This is a genomic window from Streptomyces coacervatus, from assembly GCF_029223485.1.
Taxonomy (GTDB): domain Bacteria; phylum Actinomycetota; class Actinomycetes; order Streptomycetales; family Streptomycetaceae; genus Streptomyces; species Streptomyces coacervatus.
Genome location: NZ_JARHTP010000017.1, coordinates 1 through 17,690 on the forward strand (window position 1 = coordinate 1; position 17,690 = coordinate 17,690).

Annotated in this window: 17 protein-coding genes; 6 read left to right on the plus strand and 11 right to left on the minus strand. The window is 70.5% G+C overall.

Annotation, left to right across the window (positions count from 1 at the left end; translation table 11 throughout):
• Positions 1-502: 502 nt before the first annotated feature.
• Positions 503-661, plus strand: a complete 159-nt coding sequence (locus P2Q00_RS34650; protein ID WP_275777684.1) for a hypothetical protein — start codon at positions 503-505, stop codon at positions 659-661.
• Positions 662-708: 47 nt separating this feature from the next.
• Positions 709-1,743 (plus strand): tryptophan--tRNA ligase, encoded by a 1,035-nt coding sequence (gene trpS, locus P2Q00_RS34655; protein ID WP_275777686.1) that lies wholly within the window; start codon positions 709-711, stop codon positions 1,741-1,743.
• Here the strand turns inward: trpS and P2Q00_RS34660 are convergent.
• Entirely contained in the window at positions 1,674-2,693 is a 1,020-nt protein-coding gene (locus P2Q00_RS34660) for a GlxA family transcriptional regulator (RefSeq protein WP_275777689.1), read from the minus strand. The genes trpS and P2Q00_RS34660 overlap by 70 nt on opposite strands.
• A gap of 75 nt (positions 2,694-2,768) precedes the next feature.
• Here P2Q00_RS34660 and P2Q00_RS34665 point away from each other — a divergent pair, with 75 nt between their 5' ends.
• The gene (locus P2Q00_RS34665; protein WP_275777690.1) at positions 2,769-3,356 is read left to right on the plus strand and encodes a cysteine hydrolase family protein; all 588 of its coding nucleotides are present in this window, start codon (positions 2,769-2,771) and stop codon (positions 3,354-3,356) included.
• Positions 3,357-3,383: 27 nt separating this feature from the next.
• On the opposite strand, the gene proC is transcribed toward P2Q00_RS34665, so the two are convergent.
• The 3 genes from proC to P2Q00_RS34680 form a co-directional block, all read right to left on the minus strand.
• Positions 3,384-4,196, minus strand: coding sequence for a pyrroline-5-carboxylate reductase (proC, locus tag P2Q00_RS34670; RefSeq protein WP_275777691.1), 813 nt, complete (start codon positions 4,194-4,196; stop codon positions 3,384-3,386).
• 267 nt (positions 4,197-4,463) lie between these two features.
• Positions 4,464-5,264 carry an ABC transporter permease gene (locus tag P2Q00_RS34675; protein WP_275777693.1) on the minus strand — a complete coding sequence of 267 codons (801 nt, stop codon included), beginning with the start codon at positions 5,262-5,264 and terminating at the stop codon, positions 4,464-4,466.
• Positions 5,261-6,094 carry an ABC transporter ATP-binding protein gene (locus tag P2Q00_RS34680; protein WP_275777694.1) on the minus strand — a complete coding sequence of 278 codons (834 nt, stop codon included), beginning with the start codon at positions 6,092-6,094 and terminating at the stop codon, positions 5,261-5,263. The genes P2Q00_RS34675 and P2Q00_RS34680 overlap by 4 nt, the downstream gene beginning before the upstream one ends.
• A 250-nt stretch (positions 6,095-6,344) precedes the next feature.
• On the opposite strand from P2Q00_RS34680, the gene P2Q00_RS34685 reads away from it, so the two are divergent.
• Entirely contained in the window at positions 6,345-7,778 is a 1,434-nt protein-coding gene (locus P2Q00_RS34685) for a SulP family inorganic anion transporter (protein WP_275777695.1), read from the plus strand.
• Here P2Q00_RS34685 and P2Q00_RS34690 read toward each other — a convergent pair.
• The 3 genes from P2Q00_RS34690 to P2Q00_RS34700 form a co-directional block, all read right to left on the minus strand.
• Complete coding sequence (locus P2Q00_RS34690) at positions 7,742-8,515, minus strand: class I SAM-dependent methyltransferase (protein ID WP_275777697.1); 774 nt, start codon at positions 8,513-8,515, stop codon at positions 7,742-7,744. The two genes, P2Q00_RS34685 and P2Q00_RS34690, sit on opposite strands and share 37 nt — an antisense overlap.
• Before the next feature lie 295 nt (positions 8,516-8,810).
• Positions 8,811-9,314 carry an EamA/RhaT family transporter gene (locus tag P2Q00_RS34695; RefSeq protein ID WP_275777699.1) on the minus strand — a complete coding sequence of 168 codons (504 nt, stop codon included), beginning with the start codon at positions 9,312-9,314 and terminating at the stop codon, positions 8,811-8,813.
• Between the two features lie 128 nt (positions 9,315-9,442).
• Complete coding sequence (locus P2Q00_RS34700) at positions 9,443-9,769, minus strand: SH3 domain-containing protein (RefSeq protein WP_275777701.1); 327 nt, start codon at positions 9,767-9,769, stop codon at positions 9,443-9,445.
• Positions 9,770-9,951: 182 nt separating this feature from the next.
• Here P2Q00_RS34700 and P2Q00_RS34705 point away from each other — a divergent pair, with 182 nt between their 5' ends.
• Entirely contained in the window at positions 9,952-12,078 is a 2,127-nt protein-coding gene (locus P2Q00_RS34705) for a serine/threonine-protein kinase (protein ID WP_275777702.1), read from the plus strand.
• 56 nt (positions 12,079-12,134) lie between these two features.
• Here the strand turns inward: P2Q00_RS34705 and ilvD are convergent, their stop codons facing one another.
• The 4 genes from ilvD to P2Q00_RS34725 all read right to left on the minus strand — a co-directional run bounded on the left by ilvD (position 12,135) and on the right by P2Q00_RS34725 (position 16,624).
• Positions 12,135-13,988 (minus strand): dihydroxy-acid dehydratase, encoded by a 1,854-nt coding sequence (gene ilvD / locus P2Q00_RS34710; RefSeq protein WP_275777704.1) that lies wholly within the window; start codon positions 13,986-13,988, stop codon positions 12,135-12,137.
• Positions 13,989-14,133: 145 nt separating this feature from the next.
• Positions 14,134-14,748, minus strand: coding sequence for a TetR/AcrR family transcriptional regulator (locus tag P2Q00_RS34715; RefSeq protein ID WP_275777706.1), 615 nt, complete (start codon positions 14,746-14,748; stop codon positions 14,134-14,136).
• Entirely contained in the window at positions 14,745-15,566 is an 822-nt protein-coding gene (locus tag P2Q00_RS34720; protein WP_275777708.1) for a sugar phosphate isomerase/epimerase family protein, read from the minus strand. Before P2Q00_RS34720 ends, P2Q00_RS34715 begins: the two co-directional genes overlap by 4 nt.
• Positions 15,567-15,691: 125 nt before the next feature.
• Positions 15,692-16,624 carry a Ppx/GppA family phosphatase gene (locus P2Q00_RS34725; RefSeq protein WP_275777709.1) on the minus strand — a complete coding sequence of 311 codons (933 nt, stop codon included), beginning with the start codon at positions 16,622-16,624 and terminating at the stop codon, positions 15,692-15,694.
• A 71-nt stretch (positions 16,625-16,695) separates the two neighbouring features.
• Here P2Q00_RS34725 and P2Q00_RS34730 point away from each other — a divergent pair, with 71 nt between their 5' ends.
• Positions 16,696-17,565, plus strand: a complete 870-nt coding sequence (locus P2Q00_RS34730) for a DUF3109 family protein (protein ID WP_275777710.1) — start codon at positions 16,696-16,698, stop codon at positions 17,563-17,565.
• The last annotated feature ends 125 nt before the right edge of the window (positions 17,566-17,690 follow it).

Sequence of the window (17,690 nt, forward strand, 5' to 3'; positions counted from 1 at the left end):
ACATATCTGGCGTTGATTTTTGGCACGCTGTTGAGTTCTCAAGGAACGGACGCTTCCTTTGTACTCACCCTCTCGGGCTTTCCTCCGGGCAGTTTCCCTTCGGTCTTGCGTTTCCGACTCTATCAGACCGTTTTCCGATCCGATTTCCTCGGTGCTTTCCAGGTTCCCGCTCTCGCGTTTCCCTTTCCGGCGGTTCAGACTTTATCAGATCCTTTCGGGCCTGACTCCCAGTCAGCGGGGGCTGTCTTCGCGGCCGCTGGGCCGTTCCGACGAGTGAGACTTTAGCGGATTCCCGGCCCCCGAGCTAATCGGGGTCCGCGTTCTTTCGAACGTGGATTCCTCATTTCGTAAATACGCATGCCAATAACGCGACGCCAGACAGATCGACTGGCCGTCGAGTAGTGGTTGGTACTTGCGAAGTGGCTGTCCGGGGACCGACCGGAGTCGGCGCTCACGTCGGACAACTCGGAGAACACTACGTAGCGGATGGAGGTGTGTCAACTTGCCTCCGGACGACACCCGGGAGGCGTACGCTGAGGGACATGACTACGCATACGTGCACCCAGCAGTGGTGGGCCGCCTGACGGCGGCCGTACTCACGTATGTGTTCAACGGCCGCCGCCTCGGCGGCCGTTCTCGTTTCTCCCTCCAGGGCTCCTGAGGGTCGGCCGGCCGGGACGGTGGCCTCGACCAGGAGGTGGAGAAGAGATGACGCGGGTTTTCAGCGGGGTCAAGCCGACCGGGCACCTGACGCTGGGCAACTACCTGGGAGCCATGCGGCAGTGGGCCGCGGTGGACCAGCACCGGGCGGATGCGCTGTTCTGCATCGTCGATCTGCATGCGCTGACCGTCGACCACGATCCGGCTCGGGTGCGCCGGCTCAGTCGCCAGGCGGCGACGTTGTTGCTGGCGGTGGGGCTGGATCCGGCGCTGTGCACCGTGTTCGTACAGAGTCATGTCGATGAGCACGCGCGGCTGTCGTACGTCCTCGAGTGCGTGGCCACCGACGGCGAGATGCGGCGGACGATCCAGTACAAGGAGAAGGCCGCGCGCGAGCGTGAGCGGGGTGGGAGCGTGCGGCTGTCCCTGCTGACGTATCCGGTGCTGATGGCGGCGGACATCCTGGTGTACGGGGCGGACGAGGTGCCGGTGGGGGACGACCAGGCGCAGCATGTGGAGCTGACGCGGGATCTCGCGGTGCGGTTCAACCAGCGGTACGGGCATACGTTCGTGGTGCCGAGGGCCACATTTCCGGCGGTCGCGGCACGGGTCATGAACTTGCAGGAGCCGACTTCGAAGATGGGGAAGTCGGACGACTCCGGGCCGGGGATCGTCTATCTGCTCGACGAGCCGGATGTCGTGCGGAAGAAGATCATGCGGGCCGTGACCGACAGTGGGCGGGAGATCGTGTACGACCGGGAGGAGCGGCCCGGCGTTGCGAATCTGCTGGAGATCCTGGCGGCCTGCACGGGTGGGAACCCGGAGGCCTTGAGCGGTGCATATGAGTCGTACGGGTCCTTGAAGCAGGACACCGCAGAGGCCGTGGTCGAGCTCCTCAGGCCCGTACAGGAGAGGCACAGGGCGCTGTGCGCTGATCCTGGCTATGTGGAGGGGGTGCTGCGGGATGGTGCGGAGAGGGCGCGGGTGTTGGCCCGGCCGACCGTGGATGCCGCCTATCGCGCGATCGGGTTGCTGCCGGCGGTTCCTGTCGATACCGGGGTCGTGCTGAACGCTGCTCGGTAGGCGCGTGGGCTGGTGGCGAGGCGCGATGCGAAGTGCTGGCGCATCGTGACCTCGCTGCCGAAGCCGGCGCGGCGGGCGACCTCGGGCATGGGCAGGTCGGTTCGTTCGAGGAGTTTCTGGGCCGCTGCCATGCGCTGGTCGAGGAGCCAGCGGAGCGGGGGTGTGCCGGTCTGCGCGGTGAAGTGGCGGGCGAAGCTGCGTGGGGACATGCCGGCGTGGGCAGCCAGATCGGCGACTGTGAGCGGTTCATGGAGGTGGCGCAGGGCGTGCTCGCGTACGGCGGCGAGGGTGTCGGCGTCGCGGTCGGCGCGGGGGGTGGGGTGCTCGATGAACTGTGCCTGGGTTCCGGCGCGGAAGGGGGCGGTGACCATGGAGCGGGCGATGGTGGCTGCCGCTTCGGCGCCGTGGGCCTGGCGGACGAGGTGGAGGCAGAGATCGATGCCGGCCGCGGTGCCGGCTGCGGTCCAGAGGTTGTCGTCCTCGATGAAGAGGGCGTCGGGGACGACCGTGACTTGTGGGTGGTGTGCGCGGAGAAGGCTGACGAGGTTCCAGTGGGTGATGGCGCGGCGGCCGTCGAGGAGGCCGGCCTGAGCGAGAGTGAAGGCGCCGCCGCAGAGGGCGGCGATGGTGGTGCCGCGGGTGTGCGCGCGGCGTAGGGCGTCGAGGACGGGGGTGGGCGCGGGTGTGAGGTGGTCGTCGAGGCCGGGGATCACGATTAGGTCGGCGCGGGGCAGCCAGCTGAGGGTGCGGTCCGGCTGGAGGGCCATGCCGCCACACATGGGGATGGGGGTGCTGGTGTCGGTGGCGACTCTGCGCAGGTCGTAGGCGGGGGCGCCGCGGTCTGTGCGGTCGGTGCCCCAGACCTCGGTGATGACGGAGACGTCGAAGGCGCGGATCCCGGGGAAGGCGACGAGGGCGACGCGGTAGGCATCCTCTGCGGCGTTCTCCATGCGTGGCAGTAAACCATCGATCGCTGACTTTTCACCCTCTGGGGTGGGCGTGCTCCCGGCGGCAGGATCGTGGGCATGGAGATCGCAGAGAACGCAGCGCTGGTGGTTGTGGACGTGCAGAAGGGCTTCGACGAGGCCGACTTCTGGGGGCCGCGGAACAACCCGGGGGCGGATGACAACATCGCCTCGCTCATCGACGTGTGGCAGGCGACGGGGCGGCCGGTCGTCTTCGTACGGCATGACTCGCCGAAGCCCCGGTCGCCGCTGCGGCCGGGGTACGAGGGGAACGAGTTCAAGGAGTACGTGGAGCGGCGGCGTGGGGAGCAGGGCGGTGGGGCCGAGCTGCTGATCACGAAGACCGTGAACTCGGCCTTCTACGGGACGCCGGATCTGGACGCCTGGCTGAAGGCGGAGGGGATCTCGCAGTTCGTGGTGGCCGGGATCCAGACCAATATGTGCGTGGAGACGACGGCCCGGATGGGCGGGAACCTGGGGTACGACGTGGTGGTCGCGTACGACGCGACGTACACCTTCGATCTGGAGGGGCCGTTCGGCTGGCGGCGGAGTGCGGAGGAGGTTGCGCAGGCGTCGGCGGTGTCGCTGCACGGGGGCGGTTTTGCGCGTGTGGTGGCCACCAAGGAGGTGGTGGGCGCGGCGGGGTGACCGCCCCCGGCGGGCGCCGGTCGGGCGTCAGTCCTTCTTGCCGGAAGCCAGTTCGCGGCTGCGGTCGCGGGCGGCTTCGAGGGCGGCGATGAGGGCGGCTCGTACGCCGTGGTTCTCGAGTTCGCGGATGGCGTTGATGGTGGTGCCTGCGGGGGATGTGACGTTCTCGCGGAGCTTGACCGGGTGTTCGCCGCTGTCACGGAGCATTGTCGCGGCGCCGATCGCGGACTGGACGATCAGGTCGTGGGCCTTGTCGCGGGGCAGGCCGAGCAGGATGCCGGCGTCCGTCATGGCTTCGACCAGGTAGAAGAAGTACGCCGGGCCGGAGCCGGAGAGGGCGGTGCAGGCGTCCTGCTGGGACTCGGGGACGCGGAGCGTCTTGCCGACGGCGCCGAAGATCTCCTCGGCGTGGGCGAGGTGGTCGGCGGTGGCGTGGGTGCCGGCGGAGATGACGGACATGGCCTCGTCGACGAGGGCGGGGGTGTTCGTCATGACGCGCACGACCGGGGTGCCGACGGCGAGGCGGTCCTCGATGGAGGCGGTGGTGATGCCGGCTGCTCCGCTGATGACCAGGCGGTCGGCGGGGACGTGGGGGGCGAGTTCGTCGAGGAGGGTGCCCATGTCCTGCGGCTTGACCGTGAGGATCAGGGTGTCGGCGTTCTTGGCGGCTTCCGGGTTGGTGACCACGGTGACGCCGTAGCGGGTGCGGAGTTCTTCGGCTCGCTCCGGGCGGCGGGCGGTGACCAGGAGGTCGGCGGGGGCCCAGCCGGCGCGGATCATTCCGCTGAGCAGGGCTTCGCCGATCTTGCCGGTGCCGAGGACTGCGACTCTCTGGGTCATGGCTGGGGTGCCCTCCGGGGGTGCGTCGTCCGGGGTACATCGTCGCACCGGGGGTGGGTGGGGGGGGGGGGGGGTGGGGGGGCGGGGGGGGGGTTGGGGGGGGGGGGGTTGCCGCCGGGGGTTTTCGCCCCCGCCGCCCCTACCCGTCCCGTACCCAGGGGCTCCGCCCCTTCCGCCCCGCCAGGGGGCTCCGCCCCCTGGACCCCCGATCGGCCCTTAAGGGGCCTCGTCCTCAAACGCCGGACGGGCTGGGTGGCGTTGACGTGGTCATGTTGTCCTGCGCCTCAGTGTTGCCGCGCCCAGGCCCAGGACCAGGAGGGCGCAGCCTGCCACGATCAGGGTGTCTCGGATGAAGTTGGCTGTCATGTCGGTGTGGTGGAGGACCTCGTTCATGCCGTCGACTGCGTAGGACATGGGGAGGACGTCGGAGATGGCTTCGAGGGCGGGGTGCATGTTGGAGCGGGGGGTGAAGAGGCCGCAGAGGAGGAGTTGAGGGAAGATCACCGCCGGCATGAACTGGACCGCCTGGAATTCGGAGGCCGCGAAGGCCGAGACGAAGAGGCCGAGGGCGGTGCCGAGCAGGGCGTCGAGGAGGGCCACCAGGAGGAGGAGCCAGGGGCTGCCCGTGACGTCCAGGCCCAGGAACCAGACCGCGAGGGCCGTGGCCAGGGCGGACTGGATGATCGCGAGGGTGCCGAAGGCGAGGGCGTAGCCCGCGATCAGGTCGCCTTTGCCGAGGGGCATGGCCAGGAGGCGTTCGAGGGTGCCTGAGGTGCGTTCGCGCAGGGTGGCGATGGATGTCACCAGGAACATCGTGATCAGGGGGAAGATGCCGAGGAGTGATGCGCCGATGTTGTCGAAGGTGCGCGGGCTGCCGTCGAAGACGTAGCGCAGCAGGAACAGCATCACGCAGGGGATGACGAGCATCAGCGCGATGGTGCGCGGGTCGTGGCGGAGCTGGCGCAGGACCCGGGCCGCGGTGGCGGTGGTGCGGGAGGCGTTCAGGGCGCCGGTGGGGGCGGGTGGCTTCGGCGTACCGGGCGTGGTCGTTGTCGTCGTCGTGTTCATCGGGTGGTCTCCTTCTCGCGGGCGGCGGTGGCCGCCTCGTCGACCAGGTGCAGGAAGGCCGCCTCGACCGTTTCGGAGCCGGTGTGGGTGCGCAGGGCGTCGGGGGTGTCGTCGGCGAGGATCTCGCCCTCGCGCATCAGGAGGAGGCGGTGGCAGCGCTCGGCCTCGTCCATGACGTGGGAGGAGATGAGGAGGGTGGCCCCGCGGGTGGCGGCGATGGAGTGGAAGAGGTTCCACAGGTCTCGGCGGAGGACCGGGTCGAGGCCGACCGTCGGTTCGTCGAGAACCAGGAGTTCGGGGGCGCCCAGGAGGGCGACCGCCAGGGAGACTCGGCTGCGCTGGCCGCCGGAGAGGTTGCCGGCGAGGGCGTCGGCGTGGGAGGTGAGGTCGACATCGGTGAGGACTCGGTCGATCTCGTGGCGGTGGTCTGAGGCGGGGCGGCCCGGGGCGAGGATCGCCGTGAAGTAGTCGAGGTTCTGACGGACCGTCAGGTCGTCGTAGACGGAGGGCGCCTGGGTGACGTAGCCGATGCGGGTGCGGAGGGTGGGGTGGCCGGCCGGGCTGCCCAGGATCTCCAGGGTGCCGGCGACCTTGGCCTGGGTGCCGACGATTGCCCGCATGAGGGTCGACTTGCCGCAGCCGGAGGGGCCGAGGAGGCCGGTGATCTGGCCGCGCGGGACGGTGAAGTCGAGGCCCCGCAGGACCGTGCGTGGGCCGCGGATGACGGTGAGGCCGTCGGCCCGGACGGCGGGAGCCTGGGGAGCAGGGGGAGCCTGGGAAACAGGGGGATCTGCGGGTGGGCCGGAAGAGCCGTTCTCGTAATTCATCATGCGATGAATAATGCTCTTGGGTGGCGGTGTCGTCAAGCAATGCCGTCAGGGGGTGCACCTGGCGGCGCAGGCGCGTGGCGGCGTGATCGGAGGTGGAGGGTCCGCTTTGCTTGCCTCCGCGTTCACCGGCCGGAAACGCGAACCGGATGCGGAACCAACTCCCGTTCCCGACAATGGATTTCACTTCGCCGAGCCCTCCCCCGGCTCGGCGCCCACGCATCTCCCGCTCACCTACGGAGGTGCTGCTGTCATGCGCTGTCGCATACGCAAGTCCGATCTGTTCGCTTCCCTAGTCGTCTTCCTCGTCGCGCTGCCGCTGTGTGTGGGCGTGGCCATGGCCTCCGGAGTCCCCGCCGAGCTGGGGCTGGTCACCGGGATCGTCGGCGGGCTGGTCGCCGGGGCGCTGCCCGGCAGCAGCCTGCAGGTGAGCGGGCCGGCGGCGGGGCTGACGGTGCTCGTGTACGAGGCTGTCGACACGTACGGCCTCAGGGCGCTCGGCGTGCTGGTTCTCGGGGCCGGGCTCGTGCAGTTCGGGCTCGGGGCGCTGCGGCTCGGGCGGTGGTTCCGGGCCGTGTCGGCGGCCGTGGTGCAGGGGATGCTCGCCGGGATCGGGCTGCTCCTGGTCGCCGGGCAGGTGTATGCGCTGGGCGACGCGGCCGCGCCCGCGAGCGGGCTCGGGAAGATCGCCGGGCTGGTGTCGCTGCCCGGGCGGATGGATCCGGGGGCGTTGTCAGTGGCGGGTGCCACTATTGCCGTATTGCTGCTGTGGCCGCGTTGGCGCAGGGGGGCGCGGGTGGTGCCTGCGCCGTTGGTGGCGGTGGCGGTGGTGTCGGCGGTGACCGGTGGGTTCGGCCTGGATGTGCGGCGGGTCGAGGTGCGGGGGCTCGTCGATGCGGTACGGGTGCCGGAGGCGGCGGACTTCGGTCGGCTTACGGAAGTGGGGGTGATCGGGACCGTTGTGGCGTTCGCGTTGATCGCGTCGGCGGAGTCGTTGTTCAGCGCGGCGGCAGTGGACCGGCTGCACCGGGGGCCGCGGACCGACTACGACCGGGAGCTGATGGCGCAGGGCGCGGGGAACGCGGTGTGCGGGGTGCTCGGGGCGATGCCGATGACCGCGGTGATCGTGCGGAGCGCGGCGAACGTGCAGGCGGGGGCGCGGACCAAGGCCTCGCGGGTGCTGCACGGGGTGTGGTTGCTGCTGTTCGCGGCTGTCGTACCCGGGGTGCTCGGGATGATTCCGGTGGCGGCGCTGGCTGCGCTGCTGGTGCACGCCGGGTGCAGGCTCGTGCCGGTGCGGGAGGTGCGGGGGCTGTGGCGAGAGCATCGCGGGGAGGTCGTCGTACTGGCCGTGACGGCCGGGGCGATCGTGGTGGGGAACCTGTTGGAGGGGGTGTTGGTGGGGCTGACGCTGGCCGTGGCGAAGACGGCGTGGGACATCAGCCATGTGCATGTGGAGACCGAGGACCGGGGCGAGGCGGGGATCGTCGTACGGGTGCTGGGGCATGCGACGTTCCTGCGGCTGCCGAAGCTGCTGGACGCGTTGGAGGCGCTGCCGCACGACCGGGAGGTGCGGCTGGACTTGGGCGGGCTGCGGCATGTGGACCACGCGTGTGCGGCGGCCCTGGAGGGGTGGGCCGCCGCACGGGGTCATGAGTTGGTGGCCACGAGCAGTTCGACGACGTAGGTCTCCTCGACGATTCCGTCCGGGAAGGCCGCGAACAGGTGGTCGCGCTCCTCGCCGAGGACGGCCGCCCTGTGTTCCTCGCTCTGCACGAGGAACATCGAGTGGCTGCCGATGTTGGCGAGGTGTGTGTCGACCGGGACCGGGCGGCTCCAGCGGACCTGACGGCGGGTGAAGTCGAGGCGGCCGGTGGGGTCGGCGAGAGCGGTGGCGGTTCCGTTGCCGGTCCTGTCGACCTCGCGCCTGATGCCGAAGTGGCGTTCGAGGCGGCGGGCCTGGGCGGCGAGCCACGGGACGTCGAGGTCGGTGGTGTTCCACCACAGGGCCAGCGCTCCGCCGGGCCGCAGCACACGCAGGGCCTCCGGGACCGATCGGGCGGGCTCGGTCCAGTGCCAGGCCTGGGCGTAGGTGAGGAAGTCGGCGGAGCCGGTGGCCAGGGGGAGGGCATTGCCGTTGCCCCGGACGATCGGGACGTCGGGGAGGGTGCGGCGGAACTGCGCCGCCATGCCCTCGCCGGGTTCGACGGCGATCACGTCGGCGCCGCGGGCGTGCAGGAGGGCGGTCGCGATGCCGGTGCCGGCGCCGATGTCTGCGACGCGGGCGCCGGTGAGGGGGTGGCCGCCGGCCAGGTCTTCGATCGCGTCGAAGAGGGCGGGTGGGTAGGAGGGGCGGTTGGCGGCGTACTGGGCTGCGGCGGCGTTGAAGGAGTGGGCGCGGGTGGAGTGGGAGGAGGCCGTCATGGGGTCAATCGTGGCGCGGTTGGGTGCAGTGGGCAGCAGATTTTTGGTGAGAGGCGGCGGCTCGGCGGGAGGGGAGAGCCGGGAGCGGCGGCTTGGAGAGCGGGCGGGGCCCGGGGTCGGTGATTGGGCCGGGGCCGGTAGTTGGCCCGGCCGGCCCCGTCACCGGACTCTCCGTTCAGTGCGCCTCAGCGGCCTTGCCGAATTCCGGTGCGGTACCGCGCCCCGTAAGGGGCGCGGGGAACGGCGCGACCAGCCCCCACCGGCCGCAGCCTCATCACCGCACCCAGCGGAGCGCTTAGGCGCTCCGGCGCCTCTTCTTCGACGGGTTGCCCGTGCGACGGGTGCTGCGCCTCTCGTGCTGTTTGAGGGCCGCCTCGTACTCCTCGCGGTGGAGTTTCTCGCCGGGGGCCTCGGTGAGGGAGCGGAAGAAGTAGGCGAGGAGGGAGCCGACGAAGCCGATGGCCAGGAGGCCGCGGAGGGAGGCCTGGCGGTCGAGGTCGGGGCGCTTGCTGAAGCTGTCCCAGGTATGGCGGAAGGCGAGGGCGCTGCAGATCGCGAACATGGCGACGACGAGGATGCTCACGAAGGCGCCGCTGTCGGCGAGTTGGAGGCCCTGGTAGGCGAGGCGGAGCACCAGGCAGGAGGCGACAACGGTCGCGAGGGAGCCGGCGGCCACTCCGACGCGGCGGGGGGTGTAGCCGTCGTCGTGGTTCACCCAGGTGGTGCCGAAGAAGCGGAGGGGTTCCGGGCGGGGGCCTGGGGAGCCCGCGGTGTCCTGGGGGCCGGTTTCGTCGCTCACGGGACGATTATGGCTCCGGGGCGGGTGCGGGCTCCCTCCGGGACTGACCGGGCGGGACCAGAGCCGGTGGACAAACCCCCCGTCTGCGCTGGACCGCCCGGCGCGTAATTCCCCCCGTTCAGAAGCTCTCAGCCGCAGCGCGAGGCCACGTAGCCGTCGCTGCCGGTGAGGACGTAGGCGTCCGCGACGAACTGGCCGTCGTCGATGTTGTCCCAGATGTTCGACGTGCCGTACGGACCCGCCACCGAAGTACCCGGCGTCTGGCAGAAGATCGGGACCTTCGCGCCTTCGGGCAGGACACGGACGATGCCGTACTGCGTGCCCGGGCCGCGGCGGACATTGAGGCGGACGCCCGGTGCGACCGAGTAGTAGCGCAGGTCCGCCGTCGCCGCGGCGGCCGCCGTGACGGTCTCCCCCGCGCCGCTCTCGGTCTCCTCGACGTGGTCAAATGACATGAAAAACCTCCCCCGTTGAGCCCCATGACTGCCATGGGGTCCCGTTCATTCCCCTAAAACACGCCATGAAACACATGTACGTAACTGGCACGCGAACGCTAGCAAGCCGCCTCCGTATCGCACGAGTCATCGACTAGGCTCCGTGCGTCGCGCGCGCGGACGAACAGGACGGGGGTGGTTCCATGGCGCCACAGCAGAACACCGGAGCGGGCGCGGAAGCGGAACTTCCCGAGTACGCCGGCCACTACCGTCTGGAGTCATGTCTCGGCTCGGGCGGTATGGGGGTCGTACATCTCGCGCGGAGCACCTCGGGGATGAAGCTCGCGGTGAAGGTCGTCCATGCCGAGTTCGCGAAGGATCCCGAGTTCAGGGGGCGTTTTCGGCAGGAGGTGGCGGCCGCGCGGCGGGTGAGCGGTGCCTTCACCGCGTCCGTCGTCGACGCTGATCCCGAGGCCGAACGGCCCTGGATGGCCACGCTGTTCATTCCCGGTCCCACCCTCTCCGATCATGTGAAGCGGAATGGGCCGATGCCTCCGGCCCAGTTGCGCCGGCTGATGGCGGGACTGGCCGAGGCGCTGCGTGACATCCATCGGGTCGGGGTGGTGCACCGGGACCTGAAGCCGAGCAATGTGCTGCTCGCCGAGGACGGGCCGAAGGTCATCGACTTCGGCATTTCTCGGCCAAAGGACAGCGAACTGCGGACCGAGACCGGGAAGTTGATCGGTACTCCGCCCTTCATGGCGCCCGAGCAGTTCCGGCGGCCGCGCGAGGTCGGGCCCGCCGCCGACATCTTCGCGCTCGGGTCCGTCCTGGTGCACGCGGCGACGGGGCGCGGCCCCTTCGACTCCGACAGTCCGTACGTGGTCGCCTACCAGGTCGTGCACGACGAGCCGGACCTGACCGGCGTACCGGAGGGCCTCGCGCCGCTGGTGCTGCGCTGCCTCGCCAAGGAGCCCGAGGACCGGCCCACTCCGGACGAGATGATGCGGGAGCTGCGGTCGGTCGCGGCCTCGTACGACACCCAGGCGTTCATACCGGCGCAGCGCAGGACGGCCGAGACCGCGCCGCCTGCGGAACCCCGCGTCGAGGAGCCGGAGTCGCCGCGGCCGTCCAAGGGGCGCCGTCTGCGCAAGAAGGTGCTGCTCGCGGCCGGGGCGCTCGTGCTCGTGGCGGGCGGGTCGCTCGCCACGGTTCAACTGCTCGGCGGGGGACCGGCCTCGCCGAAGGACACAGCGCCCACCACGTCCCCCGCGGGGTTCCGTGCATGGACGGCGAAGCCCGTGTCCGGGAGCGCGGGAAGCGAAGGGCCGGTCCGGTGTTCGTACGGAGCGGGGAAGCTGCTCTGCGCCCGGCCCGGCACGGTGTTCGCCCTCGACCCCTCCGACGGCCGACTGCTGTGGCGGCACTCCGCCGCCAAGACCCGCTGGAGCGCTCCGCCGGTCCTGTCGGGCGGCCTCGTGCAGCCCCTCGCCGACCACGGCCGGCGGCTGGAAGCGCTCGACCCCGCCTCGGGCAAGGCACATTGGAAGCGGAACGTTCCGGCGTACGACTCCGCACAGCAGGCCGGAGGCATGCTCCTGCTGACCCGTGCGGACGGCACGGTCACCGGCGTGGACAGCGCCTCCGGCGACACCAAGTGGTCCCGGCCGATGCCGGGGCACACGGGGCACAGCGCGTCGGCCTTCTTCTCCTTCGCCGGTGATCCCCTGGCGTACCTGGCGAGCGTCTCCGGCGACGGGGCGAGCACGCACGTCACCGCCGTGGATCCCACCACGGGCGATGTGCGGTGGGACGCCCGGCTGAAGGGCGCTCTGCAGCCCTTCGGCACCGCGGGCGGCTCCGTCTTCTTCACGGCCGTCGACAGGGTCTACGGCGATACGCAGGCGGTGGTCCGCTACGACCCCCGGTCCAGGTCGGCACGGAAGGTGGCGCTGCCCGTGCCCCGCCAGAGCGCCCATGCCACCGTGCGCGGGGACGTGGTCTATCTGCTGGCCGCCGGCGGCTCCCTGGAGGCCGTCGACATGGGCACGGGCAAGCAGCTGTGGAACATCGAGACCTCGGTGAGCCGGGGTTCGGCGCCGGTCGCCGACGCCCGTCATGTCTACGTCAGCGCCGCCGACGGTCGTCTGCTCGCCGTGGACGCCCGCAAGGGGACACTCGCCGGGCAGACCCCGGCTCGTCTGGGCAGCAACACGGGCGAGGTGGTGGCCACCATCCCCGACCCCGTCCTCGCCGACGGCCACGTCTACGCCACCGCCCCCGACGGCACCGTCTTCGCCGTGAACTCCCGCAACCCGGCGGCCTGGTAGCAGCTGGCAAGCGAAAGGGGCCGTCCCCGAAAGGGACGGCCCCCACCACCAAAGCCTCAGCCCAGCTTCGAGACGTCCCGCACCGCGCCCTTGTCCGCGCTGGTCGCCATCGCCGCGTAGGCCCGCAGCGCCGCCGACACCTTCCGCTCCCGGTTCTTCGGGGCGTAGACGCCGCCCAGGGCCTGCTCGCGACGGGCGAGCTCGGCGTCGTCGACCAGCAGCTCGATCGTGCGGTTCGGGATGTCGATGCGGATGCGGTCGCCGTCCTCGACGAGCGCGATCGTGCCGCCGGACGCCGCCTCCGGCGACGCGTGGCCGATCGACAGGCCCGAGGTGCCGCCCGAGAAGCGGCCGTCGGTGATCAGGGCGCAGGTCTTGCCGAGGCCGCGGCCCTTGAGGAAGGACGTCGGGTAGAGCATCTCCTGCATGCCCGGGCCGCCCTTGGGACCCTCGTAGCGGATGACCACGACATCGCCGTCGGTCACCTGCTTGTTGAGGATCTTCTCGACGGCCTCCTCCTGCGACTCGCAGACGACCGCCGGGCCCTCGAAGGTCCAGATCGACTCATCCACGCCGGCCGTCTTCACCACGCAGCCGTCGACGGCGAGGTTGCCCTTGAGGACCGCGAGGCCGCCGTCCTTGGAGTACGCGTGCTCGGCGGAGCGGATGCAGCCGTCCGCCGCGTCCTCGTCCAGCGCCTCCCAGCGCTCGGACTGGGAGAAGGCCTCGGCGGAGCGGACACAGCCGGGGGCCGCGTGCCACAGTTCCACGGCCTGGGGGGACGGCGAGCCGCCGCGCACGTCCCAGGTCTTCAGCCAGTCCGCCAGGGACGGGCTGTGGACGGAGTGGACGTTCTCGTTCAGCAGGCCGGCGCGGTGCAGCTCGCCGAGCAGAGCCGGGATGCCGCCGGCGCGGTGCACGTCCTCCATGTAGTACGTGCGGGTCTTCGCAACGTTCGGAGCGACCTTCGCCAGGCACGGCACGCGGCGCGAGACCTCGTTGATCTCCTCCAGGCCGAACGGGATGCCCGCCTCCTGGGCCGCCGCCAGCAGGTGCAGGATCGTGTTGGTCGAGCCGCCCATCGCGATGTCCAGGGCCATCGCGTTCTCGAAGGCCGAGAAGGTGGCGACGCTCCGCGGCAGAACCGTCTCGTCGTCCTGCTCGTAGTAGCGGCGGGTGATGTCCATGACCGTGCGGGCCGCGTCGACGTACAGCTGCTTGCGGGCCGTGTGGGTGGCCAGCACCGAGCCGTTGCCGGGCAGGGAGAGGCCGATGGCCTCGGTCAGGCAGTTCATCGAGTTGGCCGTGAACATGCCGGAGCAGCTGCCGCAGGTCGGACAGGCGTTCTCCTCGATACGGAGGATGTCCTCGTCCGAGATCTTGTCGTTCACGGCGTCGGAGATCGCGTCGACCAGGTCGAGCGTACGGACCGTGCCGTCGACGAGCGTGGCGCGACCGGACTCCATCGGGCCGCCGGAGACGAAGACCGTCGGGATGTTCAGGCGCAGGGCCGCGTTCAGCATGCCCGGCGTGATCTTGTCGCAGTTGGAGATACAGATCAGGGCGTCGGCGCAGTGCGCCTCGACCATGTACTCGACCGAGTCCGCGATCAGGTCGCGGGACGGGAGGCTGTACAGCATTCCTCCGTGCCCCATCGCGATGCCGTCGTCCACGGCGATCGTGTTGAACTCGCGCGGGATGCCGCCCGCCTCCACGATCGCCTCGCTGACGATCCGGCCGACCGGCTGCAGATGGGTGTGGCCCGGCACGAACTCCGTGAAGGAGTTGGCGACCGCGATGATCGGCTTGCGGCCGATGTCCGCGCCGGGTACACCGGAGGCGCGCATAAGGGCGCGGGCGCCCGCCATGTTGCGGCCGTGGGTGACTGTGCGGGACCTCAGCTCGGGCATCGTCGCTCGCTCCTTCAGAGACGGTCGTCAGAGACTTCAGAGACGGTCGTAAGAGATTTCTGACTGTTGACGAGCGTACGCCGGTCATCCAGGGGTCGGGACAAGGTGTCCGGATCGCGGAATGCGCGTCTCGGAGACACGGGGGTCAGGGCCCGGTCAGATGCCCCTGCACCACCGGCGCCACCCGCGCGATGATCTGCTCCATGTCCGCCGACGCCAGCGGCTCCAGCTTGATCACGTACCGCATCATCGCGCAGCCCACCAGCTGCGCGGCCGCCAGTTCGGCGCGCAGCTCCGCGTCCGGCGCGTCCAGCTGGGAGGCGATGCGGCGCAGCAACTGGGAGGCGATCAGACGGCGGAAGACGGCGGCCGCGGTCTCGTTGTTGACGGCGGAGCGCAGGATCGCCAGCAGAGGCGTACGGGTGGTGGGGTTCTCCCAGACACCGAAGACGAAGCGGGTGAGGCGCTCGCCGACATCGTCCAGCGGGCCCTCGGCGACCGCCTCCGGCGCGTTCAGGGCGGGCGCGAAGGCGACCTCGATCGCCGACGCGAAGACCTGCTCCTTGGTGCCGAAGTAGTGGTGCACCAGCGCCGAGTCCACGCCGGCCGCCTTCGCAATGCCCCGTACGGACGTCTTCTCGTACCCGCGCTCGGAGAACTCCTCGCGGGCCACGGTCAGGATGCGGTCGCGGGTGTCGGCGGACTCCGTGCGGGTACGGCGGCCACGGCGTCGGGCGGTGGGGTCGGCGGCTCCGGTCACGGTCTGGGCACCTTCACCGCCGAGGCGAGATGGAGGCGTGTGAAGGCCAGCGCCTCCGCCAGGTCGGCCTCGCGTTCGGCGCCCGACATGGCGCGGCGGGTGTTGACCTCGATCACGACATGGCCGTCGAAGCCGGTCAGGGCGAGACGTTCCAGCAGCTCGGCGCAGGGCTGGCTGCCGCGGCCGGGGACGAGGTGCTCGTCCTTCGCCGATCCCCTGCCGTCGGCGAGGTGGACATGGCCGAGGCGGTCTCCCATGCGGTCGACCATGTGCATGGCGTCGGAGCGGGCCGTCGCGCTGTGACTGAGGTCGATCGTGAAGTGACGGTAGTCCTCCTTCGTCACATCCCAGTCGGGGGCGTACGCCAGCATCTCGCGGTCGCGGTAGCGCCAGGGGTACATGTTCTCGACGGCGAACCGCACGTCCGTCTCGTTCGCCATGCGCCAGATGCCGGTGACGAAGTCCCGGGCGTACTGGCGCTGCCAGCGGAACGGGGGGTGTACGACGACCGTGGTCGCGCCCAGCTTCTCGGCCGCCGCCTGGGCGCGCTGGAGCTTGACCCAGGGGTCCGTCGACCACACCCGTTGCGTGATGAGCAGGCAGGGCGCGTGCACGGCCAGGATCGGGATGCGGTGGTAGTCGCTGAGTCTGCGCAGTGCCTCGATGTCCTGGCTGACGGGGTCGGTCCACACCATGACCTCGACGCCGTCGTACCCGAGGCGCGCGGCGATCTCGAAGGCCGTCGCCGTGGACTCCGGGTACACGGAGGCCGTGGACAGCGCGACCTTCGCATCCGGGATGCACACTGGCTCCGCCATGCCGACAGGTTACGGGGTGCGGTTGCCTTGGGCCGCGCGCCTATTCGCCGTTGTGGGAATCGCCACGGGCGGGTGCGGGTGAATTGTGGCTTGTCGCGCAGTTCCCCGCGCCCCTGATAGGGGCGCTATGCCGAACCCATGTGATCCAGTCGACGTAGGATCACGCCCTCCCTGAGTGCCCAGGGGCAGACCTCCAGGCTCTCCACGCCGAACAGGTCCATCGCGCCCTCTGCCACCAATGCGCCCGCGAGGAGCTGGCCGGCTCGGCCCTCGCTCACGCCCGGGAGTTCGGCTCGCTGGGCCGCGGACATTCCTGCCAGCTGGGGGACCCAGGCCTCCAGGGATTCGCGCTTGAGTTCGCGCTGGACGTAGAGGCCCTCCGTCGAGCGGGCCGCGCCCGCGATGCGAGCGAGCTGCTTGAAGGTCTTCGAGGTGGCCACGACGTGGTCAGGGGCGCCGAAGCGGCTGAACTCGCCCACCGTGCGGGCGATCTGGGCGCGTACATGGCGGCGCAGGGCCCTTATCGACTCCGGGTCGGGCGGGTCGCCGGGGAGCCAGCCGGCGGTGAGCCGGCCGGCGCCGAGCGGGAGGGAGACGGCGGCGTCGGGCTCCTCGTCGATGCCGTAGGCGATCTCCAGGGAGCCGCCGCCGATGTCGAGGACGAGCAGCTTGCCGGCGGACCAGCCGAACCAGCGGCGGACGGCGAGGAAGGTGAGCCGGGCCTCCTCCGCGCCGGTGAGGACCTGCAGCTCGACGCCGGTCTCCGCCTGCACGCGCGCGAGGACGTCATCGGCGTTGCTGGCCTCGCGCACGGCGGAGGTCGCGAAGGGGAGCACGTCCTCGACGCCCTTGTCCTCGGCGGCCTGCAGGCACTCGTGGACAACGGCGATCAGTTTGTCGACCCCTTCGGAGTCGATCGCTCCGCTCTCGTCGAGCAGTTGGGCAAGGCGCAGCTCCGCCTTGTGCGAGTGCGCGGGCAACGGGCGCGCGCCTGGGTGCGCATCCACCACCAGCAGATGCACCGTGTTCGATCCCACGTCGAGGACACCGAGTCTCATGTACGGAACGCTACTGCCAGCTGGGCGGTCCTCCGTATTCGATGGCGCTGCGGGAGCCGTACGCTGGTCCTGTGCCAAAGACGAAAAGGGCGAAGGCCGATAAGTCGGCAGGACCAGCCAAGTCCGCCAAGGGTTCTTCGCAGGCGAAGCCACCGCAGCAGTCGGCAAAGCTGTCGAAGAAGGCCCGGGAAGCGGACGAGAAGGGCCTCGACTTCGCGCGCGCATGGGTGGAGTTCCCGGATCCGGCGGACGACGAACAGGTCTTCCGCTGCGATCTGACATGGCTCACCTCTCGCTGGAACTGCATCTTCGGCAGCGGCTGCCAGGGCATCCAGGCGGGCCGCGCGGACGACGGGTGCTGCACGCTGGGCGCCCACTTCTCCGACGAGGACGACGAGAAGCGCGTCGCCGGGTATGTGGCAAGGCTCACGCCCGAGATCTGGCAGCACCATGACGAGGGCAGGGAGCACGGCTGGGTCTCGGAGGACGAGGACGGGGACCGGCAGACCCGCCCGTACAAGGGCTCGTGCATCTTCCAGAACCGGCCCGGGTTCGCGGGCGGCGCGGGCTGCTCGCTGCACATCCTGGCCCTGAAGGAGGGCCGCGAGCCGCTGGAGACCAAGCCGGACGTGTGCTGGCAGCTGCCGGTGCGGCGGACGTACGACTGGATCGACCGGCCCGACGACACCCGTGTGCTGCAGGTGTCGATCGGTGAGTACGACCGCCGGGGCTGGGGCCCGGGCGGCCACGACCTGCACTGGTGGTGCACATCGGCGACCTCGGCGCACGGCGCGGGCGACCCGGTGTATGTGTCCTACCGGCCGGAGCTGACCGAGCTGATGGGCAAGGCCGGCTACGACCGCCTCGTCGAGCTGTGCGAGCAGCGCCTGGCCTCGCAGCTGCCGCTGCTGGCCCCGCATCCGGCGGACCCGGTCGGCTGAGCAAGAGCTCCGCCGGAAGGGCGGTGACGAACCGCGGACCGGTGGGGGCTGGTCGCGCCCACGCGGCGGAGCCGCATATCGATACAGCCCCGCGCCCCCTGCGGGGCTCGGTGCCGCACCTGACT

Excerpts from the sequence above, each read along its gene's own strand:
- P2Q00_RS34685 (WP_275777695.1), top strand. The coding sequence starts at position 6,345 with ATGCGCTGTCGCATACGCAAGTCCGATCTGTTCGCTTCCCTAGTCGTC.
- P2Q00_RS34725 (WP_275777709.1), bottom strand. The coding sequence starts at position 16,624 with ATGAGACTCGGTGTCCTCGACGTGGGATCGAACACGGTGCATCTGCTG.
- P2Q00_RS34660 (WP_275777689.1), bottom strand. The coding sequence starts at position 2,693 with ATGGAGAACGCCGCAGAGGATGCCTACCGCGTCGCCCTCGTCGCCTTC.
- P2Q00_RS34700 (WP_275777701.1), bottom strand. The coding sequence starts at position 9,769 with ATGTCATTTGACCACGTCGAGGAGACCGAGAGCGGCGCGGGGGAGACC.
- proC (WP_275777691.1), bottom strand. The coding sequence starts at position 4,196 with ATGACCCAGAGAGTCGCAGTCCTCGGCACCGGCAAGATCGGCGAAGCC.
- P2Q00_RS34665 (WP_275777690.1), top strand. The coding sequence starts at position 2,769 with ATGGAGATCGCAGAGAACGCAGCGCTGGTGGTTGTGGACGTGCAGAAG.
- P2Q00_RS34675 (WP_275777693.1), bottom strand. The coding sequence starts at position 5,264 with ATGAACACGACGACGACAACGACCACGCCCGGTACGCCGAAGCCACCC.
- ilvD (WP_275777704.1), bottom strand. The coding sequence starts at position 13,988 with ATGCCCGAGCTGAGGTCCCGCACAGTCACCCACGGCCGCAACATGGCG.
- P2Q00_RS34705 (WP_275777702.1), top strand. The coding sequence starts at position 9,952 with ATGGCGCCACAGCAGAACACCGGAGCGGGCGCGGAAGCGGAACTTCCC.
- P2Q00_RS34680 (WP_275777694.1), bottom strand. The coding sequence starts at position 6,094 with ATGATGAATTACGAGAACGGCTCTTCCGGCCCACCCGCAGATCCCCCT.
- trpS (WP_275777686.1), top strand. The coding sequence starts at position 709 with ATGACGCGGGTTTTCAGCGGGGTCAAGCCGACCGGGCACCTGACGCTG.
- P2Q00_RS34690 (WP_275777697.1), bottom strand. The coding sequence starts at position 8,515 with ATGACGGCCTCCTCCCACTCCACCCGCGCCCACTCCTTCAACGCCGCC.
- P2Q00_RS34720 (WP_275777708.1), bottom strand. The coding sequence starts at position 15,566 with ATGGCGGAGCCAGTGTGCATCCCGGATGCGAAGGTCGCGCTGTCCACG.